Raw genomic sequence first — 13,726 nt, 5'->3', positions numbered from 1 at the left:
ATATGGGCATATGTTAAAGCAAGCCAACATCAACCGCATCATTCTGGCCATCGTGCTCACGGTTTCCAGCTTGGTTATCGGCATCGCTGGCTTTATGGCTATTGAGCACTTTAGCCTGGTCGATGCTTTTTATATGACCGTCACCACGGTATCCACGGTGGGCTACGGCGAAGTGCATCCCTTGTCCACGGCGGGGCGCATTTTCGTGTCGTTCTACATCCTCTACAATCTTATTGTAGTAGCCTACCTCGTGTCGGTACTCTCCACCTTTATCTTTGACGGCGAGCTGCGTAAACTTTTCAAAATGTACCGAACCGACCAGGAAATCAAGCGTTTTAGCGGCCACATCATCGTTTGCGGTTTTGGTCGCAACGGGCGCAAGGCGTTTCAGGAGCTTCGGCTCAACGGGGCCCGCGTGGTGGTGGTCGAGCAAGACGAGCAGCTGATGAAAAGCCTCACCGAGGGCCGCTCCGGCGAAGATTACGACGGCGACGGCGTGGCCGGCGGCAAGATTTTTACGGTGGTGGGCGACGCCACCAACGACAGCATATTGCAGCAGGCGGGCGTTGAACGGGCTTCGGCGCTCATTACGGCCCTGCCCAAGGATGCCGACAATGTTTTTGTGGCGCTTTCGGCCCGGGCGCTCAACCCGCACCTGAAAATCATTGCCCGCGCTTCCTATAAGTCATCGGAAAGCAAGCTTATCTCGGCTGGCGCCGACTCCGTGGTGATGCCCGACGAAATCGGCGGTTCGCACATGGCCAACCTGGTAGTACGCCCCGAAGTCATCCGTTTCCTTGACCTGATTTCGGGGCTCAGCGCAGATAAGCTGCGGCTCGAAGAAATGAATTTCAGCCAGATGCGGGAGGATTTACACGGCCGCAGCATTCGGGAGCTAGATGTGCGTTCCATCACCGGGGCCACCATCATCGGTCTGCGCCAGGCCGACGGCACGCTGCTGGTGAGCCCGCCTGTTGGATATATTCCGGTCCCTGGCGACGTGCTGCTGCTGCTCGGCAGCGAGGAGCAAATCGAAACGTTTGAAGTCCGGTTCCGGCAGTTGTAAATTAATCGGAAGCTAAAAACTCCTCATTACCCAGGAGGAGAGTCTGCCGTTCTTCTACTTGCTGCGCGCCTACCTTTGCAGGGCCTATGCACATTCTGCAACTCTGCCCCCGTGTTCCGTATCCGCTGCATACCGGGGGAGCCATTGCCATGTACGATGTGCCGGCCGGGCTGGTCCGGGCTGGTCACCGGGTTACGATGCTGGCCATTAACACCCCCAAGCACCACCAGCCAGCCGATTCGCTGGAACACCTCGGGCCCAATTTCCGCCTGGTAACGGTGGACGTGAACACGAATATTTCTGCTTCCAAGGCCCTGAAAAACCTGCTGCTGAGCCGCCAGCCTTACAATGTTGAGCGGTTTATCAGCGCGGAGTTTGGGGAAAAGCTCCTTGAGATTCTGCGCACTGAGGAAGTAGACGTGGTGCAAATGGAAGGCACATTTGTGGCCTGGTACGCCGAGTTCCTAAATCGCCAGCACCGTGCCAATTTCCGCGTGCCGCCCTTGGTTTTGCGGGCTCATAACGTGGAATACACCATCTGGCAGATGCTGGCCAAGCGTGAATTGAATCCACTCAAGCGGTTCTTCCTTGGCACGATGGCAGCCCGACTCGAGAATTTTGAACGCCGGCATTTAACCCAGTTCGACGCCGTGGCTGCCATTACCGACGACGATGCCCAGCGCCTACGAGCCCTGGGCTGCCCGGAGCCGGTGCTTTTCATCCCGGCCGGAGTTGAGCTAACCCGCTTCGTGCCCGACCCCGCCATTGCGGTAAAGCCCCGCACCTTGTTCATGATCGGCTCCCTGAATTGGATGCCGAACCTGGAGGGCCTGGAATGGCTGCTGCGCGAAGTATGGCCCACTTTCCACGCGGAGGTGCCCGATGTGGAGCTGCATGTAGCCGGCAGTGGCACCCCCACCAGCCTGCGCGCGCCCCGCACCGACAATGTCATTGTGCACGGCTTTGTGGAATCGGCTTCGGCCTTCATGCAGCAGTACGAGCTGATGCTGGTGCCGCTGCTCAGCGGGGGCGGCATGCGTATCAAAATCATCGAGGGCATGGCCCTGGGCAAACCAGTGCTGAGCACCCCACTAGGGGCCGAAGGCATCGCCGTGCGCGACGGCCACGACCTGCTGCTGCGCGACTCAGCCACCGCCTGGCTGGAGGCGCTACGTGCCTGGGCCCGCGGTGAACTGCCCACTGCAGCAATCGGCGCCGCCGCAGCTCACACCGCCGCCGACCTGTACGATAACCGCCGCGTGACCCAGCGATTTGTGGACCTGTACGAGCGGCTGCAGCCGGTAGAAGCCTGATGGTGCTGGCCCTGCTCTTGCTTGTGTTTTGGGGCAGCTTGCTGCTGGTGGCGCACACGTATGTGCTATTTCCGGTGCTGCTGGAAAGGCTGGCGCGGGGCCGGCGCCAGAACCAGAACGTGTACCGCCCGGCCGCGGCCAACCTGCCCGCAGTCGATATCCTGCTGGCCGCGCACAATGAGGAGGCTGTGATTGAAGAGAAAATTCGCTCCACGTTTGCCACCACGTACCCGCTCGACCGGCTGCGGCTGCTCGTGGGGTCGGATAATTCCTCGGACCGCACCAATGCCCTGCTCACGGCCCTGAGCCGCGAGTTTCCGCAGCTCCACTTCGAGGCCTACGGTGAGCGCATGGGCAAGCCCGGCGTCATCGAAAACCTGGCCCAACAAGCCACGGCACCTGTGCTGGTGCTGACGGATGCCAACGTGTTTTTTGCGCCCGACACGCTGTACCACCTCGTGAAGCATTTCCAGTGCACAGAAATTGGGCTGGTGGGCGGGCACATTATCAACCCCGAGCATCGGGCAGAGGGGATTTCCGGGCAGGAGAAGGCGTATTTGGAGCGCGAAAACCTGATTAAGTACCAGGAGGGTGTGGTGTGGGGCAGCATGATGGGCGCCTTCGGGGGCTGCTTTGCGGTGCGGCGCGCGTGCTACTACCCCGCTCCGGCCGATTTTCTGGTCGATGATTTCTACATCACCCTAGCGGTGCTGCGCGATGGCTACCACGCCATCAACGAGCTGGAAGCTGTGTGCTACGAAGACGTATCAGACCGCTTGCCCGAGGAGTTTAGGCGCAAAGCCCGCATTTCGGCCGGCAATTTTCAGAATTTGAAAGAGTTTCGGGCGCTGCTTTTGCCGCCTTGGCGGGGAGTAGCGTTTGCGCTCTGGTCGCATAAGGTGTTTCGCTGGTACACGCCGCTGCTGCTGCTCACGCTGCTGGCCGCTACGGTTGGGCTGGTGGTGAGCGGGGGCGGGTGGTTTTATCAGTTGGCGCTGGCCGGGCAGCTGGGGCTGCCGCTGCTGCTGCTGCTGGATGTGGCCCTGCGCCGCGCGGGGCGGCACTCGCGCCTGCTGCGGTTTATCACCCACTTCTACAGCATGAACGCGGCCCTGCTGTTGGGTTACTGGCGTTACTTGCGCGGCATCAAAACCACCGTATGGCAGCCCACGCAACGTTTTCAGCAAGCAAAGTAAATCTGACCAACTTCTGCGGTCCCGTTCGGGTTATGCACGCAGAGTTGGCCGCATCCCACCACCCACTGACACTACAAAATGCTTGATACCATCGAATCCGCCATTGCCGATATCCGGGCCGGCAAGGTCGTAATCGTTGTCGACGACGAGGACCGCGAAAATGAAGGCGACTTTATCTGCGCCGCCCGCTGCGCCACGCCCGAAATCGTGAACTTTATGGCCACCCACGGCCGCGGTCTGGTTTGCGCCTCCCTGCCCGAAGGCCGCTGCGAAGAGCTGGGCCTCGACCTGATGGTGGGCCACAACACAGCCCTGCACGCCACCCCCTTCACCGTATCGGTCGATTTGCTGAAGAACGGCGTGACTACGGGTATCTCGGCCTCCGACCGCAGCAAGACCATCCTGGCCCTCATTGACCCCAACACCAAGCCCGAGGAGCTGGGTAAGCCCGGCCACATTTTCCCCCTCAAAGCCCGCAAAGAAGGCGTATTGCGCCGCGCCGGTCACACCGAAGCCGCCGTCGACCTGGCCCGGCTGGCTGGGTTCGAACCGGCGGGGGTTTTGGTAGAAATCCTGAAGGAGGACGGCGAAATGGCCCGCCTGCCTGATTTGGAAATCGTAGCCAAAAAATGGGACCTGAAGCTGATTTCGGTGCAGGACCTCATCAAGTACCGCTTGGCCAAGGAAAGCCTCATCCACCGCGATATCTCGGTGAAAATGCCAACCGAGTGGGGCGATTTCGACCTCTATGCCTACACTCAGCGCAGCAACGGCGTGCAGCACCTGGCCCTGGTGAAGGGCGACATCAGCGGCCCCGAGCCGGTGCTGGTGCGGGTGCACAGCTCCTGCGTTACCGGCGACATCTTCGGCTCTTGCCGCTGCGACTGCGGCCCCCAGCTGCATCAGGCCATGCGCCAGATTGAGCGCGAGGGCCGCGGCGTGGTTGTGTACATGAACCAGGAAGGTCGCGGCATCGGCCTCATCAACAAGCTCAAAGCCTATAAGCTGCAGGAGCAGGGCCGCGACACCGTGCAGGCCAACGAAGACCTGGGCTTCAAGGGCGACGAACGCGACTACGGCGTGGGCGCTCAAATTCTGCGCGACCTCGGCATCACGGAAATGCGCCTGCTCACTAACAACCCCCGCAAGCGCACCGGCCTCGTCGGTTACGGTCTCGAAATCGTGGATACACTGCCCATCGAAATAAACTCGAACCCCCATAATGAGGCCTACCTCGCCACCAAGCGTGATAAAATGGGGCACGACATCATGCGCAAAGTGACGAGCGACGAGCCCGAAGCGGCGTAGTCCACCTGTCATTGCGAGGCCGTAGGCCGTGGCAATCCGTCCTGTAAAAGCCAGACATTCTTTAAAACGACAAGCCCCGGTACTGCGCAGTACCGGGGCTTGTCACATTATTAGGCTAGTCGCTGAGAACAGGACGGATTGCTTCGCTCTACTCGCAATGACAGATTGCTTAGACTGTAATTCCCGCCAGCTGCTGCCGCAGCATGGTGAGCAACGACTGGGCGGCGTATTCCACGTTTAGCGCCCGGCCGCGGTCGAGGACGTATTCCTTGCTGATGGTCTGGCTGGCGTCCGCGTAGGCCAGGCAGACGGTGCCGACTTTCTTGGTGTCGGTAGCGCCGCCGGGGCCGGCGATGCCGCTGGTGGCCACGGCTACGTCCACGCCCAGGCGCTGGCGGGCGCCCTCGGCCATTTCCCGCACGGTGGCTTCGCTCACAGCACCGAATTGGGCCAGGGTTTCGGATTTTACGCCGAGCTCCTGCTGCTTGATGTCGTTGTGGTAGGCCACGATGCTGCCCCGGAAATATTCTGAGCTGCCCGGCACGCTGGTGATGCGGTGGGCCACAAGGCCGCCCGTACAGCTCTCGGCGGTACCGATGGTGAGGTTGCGAGCCAGCAATAATTGGCCGATGGCCGCTTCCAGCGTGGTTTCTTCTTCGGCAAAAATAAACTCGCCGATACGTTCGCGCAGGGCCGGGAGCAGGGCCAGCATGCGGCCGCGCAGGTTGGGCTGGCCGTCGTCGGTGCCGGTGAGGCGCAGGCGCACAGCCCCGAAGCTGGGCAGGTACGCCAGCTTGATGTTGGGCGGCAGGGCATCTTCCCAATCGGCAATTTTCTGAGCCAAAAATGACTCACCCAAGCCAGCGGTCATCACCACCACATGCTCGATGGGGGCTAGGTGAAATTGCGCCTGGAGGCGCGGCAGGACGTGGTCCGTCATCAGCCGTTTCATCTCAAACGGCACGCCGGGCATGCTCACGAACACCGTGCCCTGGTCGTTAAACCACATGCCCGGGGCCGTGCCCACGGCGTTATGCAACACTTCGCAGTTGGCCGGTACCAGTGCCTGCTGGCGGTTCACGTCCAGCATGGGCCGCTGGAAGCGCTTGAAAATTTCTTCTACGTGGTGCAGCGTGGGCTCGTGCATCACCAGTTCGGTGTTGAAGTAGCGGGCCAGTACGTGCTTGGTGAGGTCGTCTTTGGTGGGGCCCAGGCCGCCCGTGATGAGTACCACCTGCGCGCGCTGCCGGGCCTGGTCCAGGGCCGCTACTATTTCATCGGCCCGGTCCGATACCGATGAAATCTGCCGCACGCGCAAGCCTATTTTAGCCAGCTCCTGGCCCATAAAGGCCGAATTGGTGTCCACCACCTGGCCATATAGCAGCTCATCGCCAATGGTCATGATTTCGACATCGGGCGGCGCGGCCTGTAAGGGTTGGGCAGAAGCAGGAGCTTGAATTGGGGCAGGGGTGGGCATAGGGAGGAGGTTAAAAATAGGTTTGGCCGCAAAATTGTCTTCAATTTGCATACGCGGCGGTCCAAGGACAGTCATAGGGGCCATCCGGTTTTCCCGCCGCAGCTGTTTATTACATGTTTACTCGCATCGCCAGCGCCCTGTTGGTAGCCGGCCTACTGGCCACTTCGGCCCCGGCTGCCCACGCGCAAACTACTGCCGCCAAAAAAGCTGCTGCCACGAAAGCCGCTGCTGCTAAAACCGCCGCTGCCAAGAAAGCTGCTGGCACGAAAGCTGCCGCCGCTAAAACGGCCGCTGCCAAAGCTACTGCCGCAAAAGCTACTGCCGCAAAAGCTGCGGCTGCCAAAGACGCGGCCGCAGCTGCCGCTGCCAAAGCGGCCGCAGCTACACCACCGCCCGCACCCCTCACCGAGGCCCAGGCCAGCGCCGGCATCAAGGATGCCCTCAATAAGGGCATCATTAAAGCCGTACAGTTTGCATCGGAGCCGGATGGCTTCAACCTCAACGACGACATCCACATTCCGTTTCCCGAGGATGCTATTCTGATGAAAACGACCCTGAGCCGGATTCCGGGCATGAATACGCTGATTAACACCTTTGAAACTCAGCTCAACCGTGCCGCCGAGGCAGCGGCGCCCAAGGCCAAGGATATTTTCCTTAATGCCCTGGCCAACATCAGCATCACTGATGCGCTGTCGTTAGTTACCAGTAGCTCCACCGATGCGGCCACGCAGTTTTTGCGCAAGTCTACCGAGGCCCAGCTGATTGCCGCGTTCAAGCCCGATATCAGCGCGGCCATCGACCAGGTGGGCGCTGAAAAGGCGTATGCCAAGATGACCAGCCAGTACAACCGTATTCCGCTGATGACGCCCGTGCAAACCGACCTCTCGGCCTATACCACCCAAAAAGCCGTGGATGGCCTGTTCATCCTATTGGCCCAGGAGGAAGGCAAAATCCGGAAAAACCCCGCTGCCCGCACCACCGACATCTTGAAGCAGGTTTTTGGCCGCAAATAAGCCCGTTAAGTGCAACTTAGTTATACAAAAAGCCCCGGCTCAATATTGAGCCGGGGCTTTTTGTATGGGTGCTTTATAAACTGCACGGATTAATAATCGTCGCTGTCGAAGCTGCTGCCGCGGCGGCTTCCGCGGCCGCTGCTGTAGCCTTCGTCGGCCTCATCGTCATCGTCGTCGGCGAAGTCATCCTCTTCGTCGTCGAGGCTGGTGAACGCGCCGCGGTCGGCGTTTTCGGCGCGCTCGGCTTCCACAAACTCTTCTTCCGTCATGTTGGCCAGGTCCAGGGCTTCGTCGTGCGAGGAGCCCGTGTCGGTCCACATCAGGTAGTCGGCGTATTTGGCCGAGAGTCGGTCTTCAGAGGTGCCGATGGCGGCAGCGCCGCCTTTGGCAGCATAGGTATCCAGGTCGTCGTCGTCGAGCAAGTCGTCGTCCAGGTCTTCGTGGTCAATCATGGCCGGGGCGGGATTAAGTTGAGTTGAAGGTATGTGCCTTAGGTGGCCGCGAAGATACGGAGCCAGCGAATTTCCAGCTGAATATTTACCGGGTTACGGACTTGAAAAACGGTAGCTCAATGGCTGCTTCTGGCTTTTTAGCGCGTCCGGTCAGCCCTTGCTCAAGTCAAATTACCAGGCAATTGCAGCCTTGGCAAAGCAGGATTATACCACCCGAATATTTTGGAAATCCGTCACCAACAATTGCTCGTCGCAGAAGGCATATTCTGCCGGCACGTTGGAGCTAAGCAGCAGGGTACGCCCTGCGCGGGTGGCTTGCACGTGCTCCTGGTACCAGGCCACGCCGGTGGTATCGAGGTTGGTAGTGGGCTCGTCGAGTAGCAGCATAGGCGCATTGGCATAGAGCGCCATGGCCAGCTTTAGCCGCTGCTTCATACCCGACGAAAACTCACGCACCAGCTGGTGGCGGGATTTCTCCAGGTACATCAGCCCAATTAGTTTGTCGTTGGTCATGCCCGGGCGCAAGGCCTTGAAGCGGGTGTGGAAGTGCAGCATTTCCAGCAGCGTCAGCTCTTCCAGCAGCTCAAGATAGGGCGCCGCGTACGCCAGGTGCTGCGGCAATTCCTCCACAGCTACCGTACGCCCCGCCAGTGAGTACGCCAAAGTGCCCTCAGTAGCCAGCAATTGACCCGAAATGGTGTTGAGCAGCGTGCTTTTGCCCGCCCCGTTGGGCCCGAGCACAGCGGTGGCGCTCCCGGGCCGGAACGTGCGCGTGAGGCCGCGATAAATCCAGTCGCGCTGGAAGCGCTTGCCCAGGCTGGTGGCTACAATCTGCATGGCAGCGTGGGTTATTCCGCTTCGCTGCCGTCCGTGCGGCCCCGCTTGGGCCCTTTGATGATGCCGCGCGTGGCTGCCCGCACAAAGCTCACGGCGATTTCGCGCTCGGGTGATGCCGGCAGTTCGCGCTCAATCTGAGCCAAGGCATCCTGGGTATTAAAGCCGCCCAAAAACAGCGTTCGGTACAACTGCTGCACCAGGTTGATGGCGTCCTCGGTGAAACCGCGGCGGCGCAGGCCCACCGAGTTGGCCCCGGCGTAGGACAGCGGCTCGCGGCCGGCTTTCACAAACGGCGGCACGTCCTTGCGTACCAGGGAGCCACCCGAAACCATGGCGTGCGCCCCAATCTTGACAAACTGATGTACGGCCGAAGAGCCGCCGATGATGGCGTAGTCGCCAATTTCAACGTGCCCGGCTACCTGCACAGTGTTGGCCAGAATGCAGTGGTTGCCGATAATGCAGTCGTGGGCCACATGCACGTAGGCCATGAGCAGGCAGTGGCTGCCCACGCGGGTTTCGCCGCGGTCAACAGTGCCGCGGTTCACGGTCACGCATTCCCGAATGACGGTGTAGTCGCCAATCACGGCGGTGGTTTGCTCGCCAGCAAATTTCAAATCCTGGGGCACGGCACCCAGCACGGCGCCCGGAAACACCTGGCAGTGCTGCCCAATTCGCGCGCCATTCATGATGGTCACGTTCGGCCCAATCCAGCTACCCTCGCCAATCTCGACATCCGCCGCAATCGTCGTAAACGGCTCCACGGTTACGCCAGGCGCAATACGAGCTGAAGGGTGAATGTAGGCGAGGGGAGAAATCATTCTTTACTTTAATGAAGAATGAGGAATGAAGAATGAGGAATTTGTGGGCAACAAGCGCCGGCTAATTCTTCATTCTTCATTCTTCATTATTAATTCAACTCTAGGCGTCTTTGCGAACAATAGCGGCGCTCATTTCGGCGTCCATCACCACTTTGCCATTCACGAAAGCCTGGCCGCGCATTTTGGCGATGCCACGCTTGATGGGAGCTAACAACTGACAGTGGAATAAGATGGTGTCGCCGGGCAATACTTTTTTGCGGAAGCGGCAGTTTTCGATGCCCAGGAAGTACTGCCAGTAGTTTTCGGGGTCGGGCACAGTGTTCATCACCAGGATGCCGCCGGTCTGGGCCATGGCCTCTACCTGCAGCACACCGGGCATGATGGGGTTGCCGGGGAAGTGGCCCTGGAAGAACGGCTCGTTCATGGTCACGTTCTTCACCGAGGTCACCATCTGGTCGTCGAGGTGGATGATTTTGTCAATCAGCAGGAACGGGTAGCGGTGGGGCAGCACCTGCATGATGCGGTTGATGTCCATCACCGGCTCGCGGTTCATGTCGTACACCGGCACGGGGTTGCTACGGGCTTCGAGCATCTTTTTCTTGATGCGCTTGGCGAAGGCCACGTTGGCCGCGTGGCCGGGCCGGGCGGCCAGAATCTGGCCTTTCAGGGGGCGTCCCACCAAGGCGAGGTCGCCCACGAGGTCGAGCAGCTTGTGGCGGGCGGGCTCGTTTTTGTGGCGCAGGTCCACGTTGTTCAGGATGCCTTCCTTCTTCACCGACACGCGGGGCTTGCCCAGCATTTTGGCCAGCTCGTTGAGCTCGTCGTCGGTTACCACCCGGTCTACTACCACGATGGCGTTGCTCAGGTCGCCGCCGCGGATGAGGTTGTTTTTGTAGAGCATTTCCAGCTCGTGCAAAAAGCAGAACGTACGCGACGAAGCAATTTCATCGCCGAACTGGGCGATGTCGGCTAGCGTGGCGTGCTGCGAGCCCAGTACCGGCGAGTTGTAGTCCACCATCACCGTGAGGCGGTAGTCGGACAGGGGCAGGGCCGCAATTTCCACACCACGGGCATTGTCCACGTAGCGGATGCTCTCGGGGATTTCGTAGTAGTTGCGCAGGGCGTTCTGCTCTTCCAGTCCCACCGTTTCGATGGCCTTGATGAACTCGGCCGACGAACCATCCATAATGGGCGGCTCGGGACCCGAGAGCTGAATCAGCACGTTGTCGAGCTGCAAGCCCACCAGCGCGGCCAGGGTGTGCTCCACCGTGTTAATGCGAGCGCCGTTCTGCTCAATGGTGGTGCCGCGGCTCAGGTCCACTACGTTGTCCACGTCGGCATCCACGATGGGCTGGCCGGGCATGTCCACGCGCTGAAACTTGTAGCCGTGGCCCACGGGCGCGGGGCAAAACGTCATGGTGGCTTCTACGCCCGTGTGCAGTCCGATGCCGCGCACCGTAACGGGCGCCTTGATGGTGTGTTGCTTGTCGTTCATTTCTAAGACTATAGAAGTCAGAAGCTAGGAGCTGGGAGCTAGAAGGCACACGTAATCGGCTTTCTTCATGCTCCCAGCTTCTAGCTCCTAGCTTCCAGGTTACTGCAAAGCTAGGGCTTTTCCGTCGTGCTTTTCGCCTTCTCCAAGCGCTCGACGCGCTGCTCCAGTTCGGGCAGCCGGCGGAAAACGATTTGGGCGCGCTGGTTCTGCTTGAAATCGAAGGCAGTGGAGCCCTGCAGAATCAGGCCTTCCTGCTTCACGTTTTTGCCCACGCCCGACTGGGCCGTGACGGTGGTTTTGTTGGCCAGCGTGACGTGGCCTGCCATGCCCACCTGCCCGGCCAGCACGCAATGGTCGCCGATTTTGGCCGAGCCGGCGATGCCGGTTTGGGAGGCAATGACCGTATGCTGGCCGATTTCTACGTTGTGGGCCAGCTGCACCAGGTTGTCGATTTTGCTGCCCCGGCCCACGCGGGTTGAGCCCAGCGTGGCGCAGTCGATGGTGGCGTTGGCCCCGATGCTCACGTAGTCTTCCAGCACCACGTTGCCAATCTGCGGGATGGCCTTGTAGGAGCCATCGGGCTGCGGGGCAAAGCCGAAGCCATCGGTACCCACTACGGCCCCCGCCTTCACGACGCAAAACTGCCCAATGACCGTGTCGGAATAAATCTTGGCACCCGCGTGGATGATGCTGCCGTTGCCAATCGTGACCCGGTCGCCGATGTAGGCGTGCGGGAAAACCAAAACATTCTCCCCGAGCTTGCAATTATCGCCGATGTAGGAAAATGCACCCCGGTAGTGGCCTGTGCCAATTTCCGAGGTTTCGCCGATGAAGGAAGGTTGCTCCACGCCGCGCTTGCCGGTGCGGGTGGCCTGGGCGTAGAATTCGAGGAGCTGGCTAAAAGCAGAGTAGGGGTCTTCCACCCTAATCAGAGCGGGCTTGATAGCATTCCGCAACTCAAGGCTGCGGCCTACGATGACGGCGGTGGCGCCGGTTTCGTAGAGAAAAGACTCGTATTTGGTATTGGAGAGAAACGTGAGCGAGCCGGCCTGGGCTTCTTCAATCTTGGCCAGGCTGGAAATGGGCTGGGTGGCGTCGCCTTCCACGGTGCCGCCGAGAACTTCGGCGATTTGCTGAACAGTAAATTCCATAGTCCGCAAATTTAGTGGTTGGCAAGCTGAAAAGAACGTCATGCTGAGCGCAGCCGAAGCATCTTTACCGCTTCGTTGAGTCCGTTGGATTAGTGTTGCATTAGAGATGCTTCGGCTGCGCTCAGCATGACGGTCTATAGTTTTTGTGTCAACGCTACACAATCTCCTTGGGGTAGCAGATGTAGAACTTCTCCACGCGCTGGCTCAGGGCGCGGATATTGGGCAGGTCGGAGGCTTCCATCACATTCACCACGTCACCTCTTTTGGTCAGAATCTCAATGGGCTCCTGGCTTTCGGCGTTGTAGGCACTGTTGCTCAGGCGGCCCGGTATCATGAGGAGGGCAGCTTCGGCGGGCGGCAGGTTGAATTTCTCCTCAATCAGCTCCCGAATGCCCAGGCGGAATTCTTCGTCAAACGGCTCGGGCGAAAGCACAATTTTGAGCAGGTTGCGGTTCAAAATGCTTTTAGCGAGGTAGCTGAGCACTTTATCGGGGTGGCCAGCCCAATTTTTTATCGCCGACCAGAAATCGTGGTCGTCGAGCTCCACGAAGTGGCTCAATATTTTATCGTCGCGCTCGAAGTCGGCCAGGGTCACGGCGCGGCCCAGGAAATAGCCCAGGCAGCTGTTGGCGGGCACGTCTACGCCCTGGCGGGCCAAGTCGCGGGCCCGTTGTATCACCCGGATAACCATTTGCTCGGCGCTGGTCACGGTCTTGTGCAGGTACACCTGCCAGTACATCAGGCGGCGGCTCACCAGAAAGTTTTCGACCGAGTACACCGCTTTTTCTTCCAGCACCAGGCGCTCCTCGTGCACGCGCAGCATCTTGATGAGGCGGTCGGCACCGGGGCGGCCTTCTTCCACGCCGGTGTAGAACGAGTCGCGGTTGAGGTAGTCGAGGCGGTCCATGTCGAGCTGACTGCTCACCAGCTGATGGAAAAACGGCCGCTTGTACGTGCCCTTGAACATCTCGATGGCCAGCGTCAGCTTGCCTTCAAATTCCTCGTTGAGCCGTTCCATCAGAAACAGCGAGAGCTGCTCGTGCGGTACATCCTGGAAAATTGCGGTTTCCAGCGCATGGGAGAGGGGGCCGTGGCCCACGTCGTGGAGCAGAATGGCCGTAAGGGCAGCCTCGCCTTCCGCCGCCGAAATCTTTACACCCTTGTCCTTGAGCGTGCGCAGGGCCAACGACATGAGATGCATGGCGCCCAGCGCGTGGTGGAAACGCGTGTGCAGCGCCCCCGGATACACAAACCCCGTGAGGCCCAGCTGCTGAATGCGCCGCAGCCGCTGAAAGTACCGGTGCTCAATGAGGTCAAATAACAGCTCGGTGGGAATGGTGACGAAACCGTAGACCGGGTCGTTGAAAATTTTCTTTTTGTTCATAAAGGGCGTTGGCGTTGGGCCAACGGGACGTAGAGCGGGGCAATCGTGGTACAAAAGAACGACGGCCGCGTGGGGTTTAGCTCATCAGCGGCTGCTGGCGGCCCCGTTTGCGCAACCGAACGGGAGAGAAATGAGACCTTTGGGCTAGCCGTCGCACCACGGTTGAGCTAACGGCATTTCAATAACCAAACTGCCCCGTTTACGGTAAAGCTTTCG

Annotated in this window: 12 protein-coding genes; 5 read left to right on the top strand and 7 right to left on the bottom strand. The window is 59.8% G+C overall.

The features are described from left to right. Positions 1-10 precede the first annotated feature (10 nt). The 4 genes from LJ738_RS08165 to LJ738_RS08150 all read left to right on the top strand — a co-directional run bounded on the left by LJ738_RS08165 (position 11) and on the right by LJ738_RS08150 (position 4,883). Entirely contained in the window at positions 11-1,066 is a 1,056-nt protein-coding gene (locus LJ738_RS08165; protein WP_227785837.1) for a potassium channel family protein, read from the top strand. 86 nt (positions 1,067-1,152) lie between these two features. After that, the gene (locus tag LJ738_RS08160) at positions 1,153-2,379 is read left to right on the top strand and encodes a glycosyltransferase family 4 protein (RefSeq protein ID WP_227785836.1); all 1,227 of its coding nucleotides are present in this window, start codon (positions 1,153-1,155) and stop codon (positions 2,377-2,379) included. 23 nt (positions 2,380-2,402) lie between these two features. Further along, a complete protein-coding gene (locus tag LJ738_RS08155) occupies positions 2,403-3,575 on the top strand; it encodes a glycosyltransferase (RefSeq protein WP_227785835.1) in 1,173 nt (390 codons plus the stop codon). Positions 3,576-3,653: 78 nt separating this feature from the next. Further along, positions 3,654-4,883: a bifunctional 3,4-dihydroxy-2-butanone-4-phosphate synthase/GTP cyclohydrolase II gene (locus tag LJ738_RS08150; RefSeq protein WP_227785834.1), complete on the top strand. Its 1,230-nt coding sequence runs from the start codon at positions 3,654-3,656 to the stop codon at positions 4,881-4,883. 169 nt (positions 4,884-5,052) lie between these two features. On the opposite strand, the gene LJ738_RS08145 is transcribed toward LJ738_RS08150, so the two are convergent. Beyond that, on the bottom strand, positions 5,053-6,360 hold the full coding sequence (locus tag LJ738_RS08145; RefSeq protein ID WP_227785833.1) for a competence/damage-inducible protein A: 1,308 nt from the start codon (positions 6,358-6,360) through the stop codon (positions 5,053-5,055). A 113-nt stretch (positions 6,361-6,473) separates the two neighbouring features. Between LJ738_RS08145 and LJ738_RS08140 the strand changes: the two genes are divergently transcribed. Then, complete coding sequence (locus tag LJ738_RS08140) at positions 6,474-7,373, top strand: DUF4197 domain-containing protein (protein WP_227785832.1); 900 nt, start codon at positions 6,474-6,476, stop codon at positions 7,371-7,373. Between the two features lie 89 nt (positions 7,374-7,462). Here the strand turns inward: LJ738_RS08140 and LJ738_RS08135 are convergent, their stop codons facing one another. From LJ738_RS08135 to LJ738_RS08110, 6 genes are all read right to left on the bottom strand, one after another. After that, a complete protein-coding gene (locus tag LJ738_RS08135) occupies positions 7,463-7,825 on the bottom strand; it encodes a hypothetical protein (RefSeq protein WP_068195260.1) in 363 nt (120 codons plus the stop codon). A gap of 204 nt (positions 7,826-8,029) precedes the next feature. Beyond that, positions 8,030-8,662 (bottom strand): ABC transporter ATP-binding protein, encoded by a 633-nt coding sequence (locus LJ738_RS08130; protein WP_227785831.1) that lies wholly within the window; start codon positions 8,660-8,662, stop codon positions 8,030-8,032. 11 nt (positions 8,663-8,673) lie between these two features. Then, positions 8,674-9,480, bottom strand: a complete 807-nt coding sequence (gene lpxA, locus LJ738_RS08125) for an acyl-ACP--UDP-N-acetylglucosamine O-acyltransferase (RefSeq protein WP_227785830.1) — start codon at positions 9,478-9,480, stop codon at positions 8,674-8,676. A gap of 100 nt (positions 9,481-9,580) precedes the next feature. Further along, positions 9,581-10,975 carry a bifunctional UDP-3-O-[3-hydroxymyristoyl] N-acetylglucosamine deacetylase/3-hydroxyacyl-ACP dehydratase gene (locus tag LJ738_RS08120; RefSeq protein ID WP_068195253.1) on the bottom strand — a complete coding sequence of 465 codons (1,395 nt, stop codon included), beginning with the start codon at positions 10,973-10,975 and terminating at the stop codon, positions 9,581-9,583. 110 nt (positions 10,976-11,085) lie between these two features. Then, positions 11,086-12,126, bottom strand: a complete 1,041-nt coding sequence (gene lpxD / locus LJ738_RS08115) for a UDP-3-O-(3-hydroxymyristoyl)glucosamine N-acyltransferase (protein WP_227785829.1) — start codon at positions 12,124-12,126, stop codon at positions 11,086-11,088. A 154-nt stretch (positions 12,127-12,280) separates the two neighbouring features. Beyond that, on the bottom strand, positions 12,281-13,510 hold the full coding sequence (locus tag LJ738_RS08110) for an HD domain-containing protein (protein ID WP_227785828.1): 1,230 nt from the start codon (positions 13,508-13,510) through the stop codon (positions 12,281-12,283). Positions 13,511-13,726 lie beyond the last annotated feature (216 nt).

Origin of the sequence: Hymenobacter plasmatis (assembly GCF_020711255.1) — a bacterium.
Taxonomy (GTDB): Bacteria; Bacteroidota; Bacteroidia; order Cytophagales; family Hymenobacteraceae; genus Hymenobacter.
The sequence above is the reverse complement of the archived record's forward strand: the minus strand, read 5'-3'. Positions and strand labels throughout refer to the sequence as shown.

Coding starts and splice junctions, on each gene's coding strand:
- LJ738_RS08165 (WP_227785837.1), top strand. CDS start 11: ATGTTAAAGCAAGCCAACATCAACCGCATCATTCTGGCCATCGTGCTC.
- LJ738_RS08160 (WP_227785836.1), top strand. CDS start 1,153: ATGCACATTCTGCAACTCTGCCCCCGTGTTCCGTATCCGCTGCATACC.
- LJ738_RS08150 (WP_227785834.1), top strand. CDS start 3,654: ATGCTTGATACCATCGAATCCGCCATTGCCGATATCCGGGCCGGCAAG.
- LJ738_RS08145 (WP_227785833.1), bottom strand. CDS start 6,360: ATGCCCACCCCTGCCCCAATTCAAGCTCCTGCTTCTGCCCAACCCTTA.
- LJ738_RS08140 (WP_227785832.1), top strand. CDS start 6,474: ATGTTTACTCGCATCGCCAGCGCCCTGTTGGTAGCCGGCCTACTGGCC.
- LJ738_RS08135 (WP_068195260.1), bottom strand. CDS start 7,825: ATGATTGACCACGAAGACCTGGACGACGACTTGCTCGACGACGACGAC.
- LJ738_RS08130 (WP_227785831.1), bottom strand. CDS start 8,662: ATGCAGATTGTAGCCACCAGCCTGGGCAAGCGCTTCCAGCGCGACTGG.
- lpxA (WP_227785830.1), bottom strand. CDS start 9,480: ATGATTTCTCCCCTCGCCTACATTCACCCTTCAGCTCGTATTGCGCCT.
- LJ738_RS08120 (WP_068195253.1), bottom strand. CDS start 10,975: ATGAACGACAAGCAACACACCATCAAGGCGCCCGTTACGGTGCGCGGC.
- lpxD (WP_227785829.1), bottom strand. CDS start 12,126: ATGGAATTTACTGTTCAGCAAATCGCCGAAGTTCTCGGCGGCACCGTG.
- LJ738_RS08110 (WP_227785828.1), bottom strand. CDS start 13,510: ATGAACAAAAAGAAAATTTTCAACGACCCGGTCTACGGTTTCGTCACC.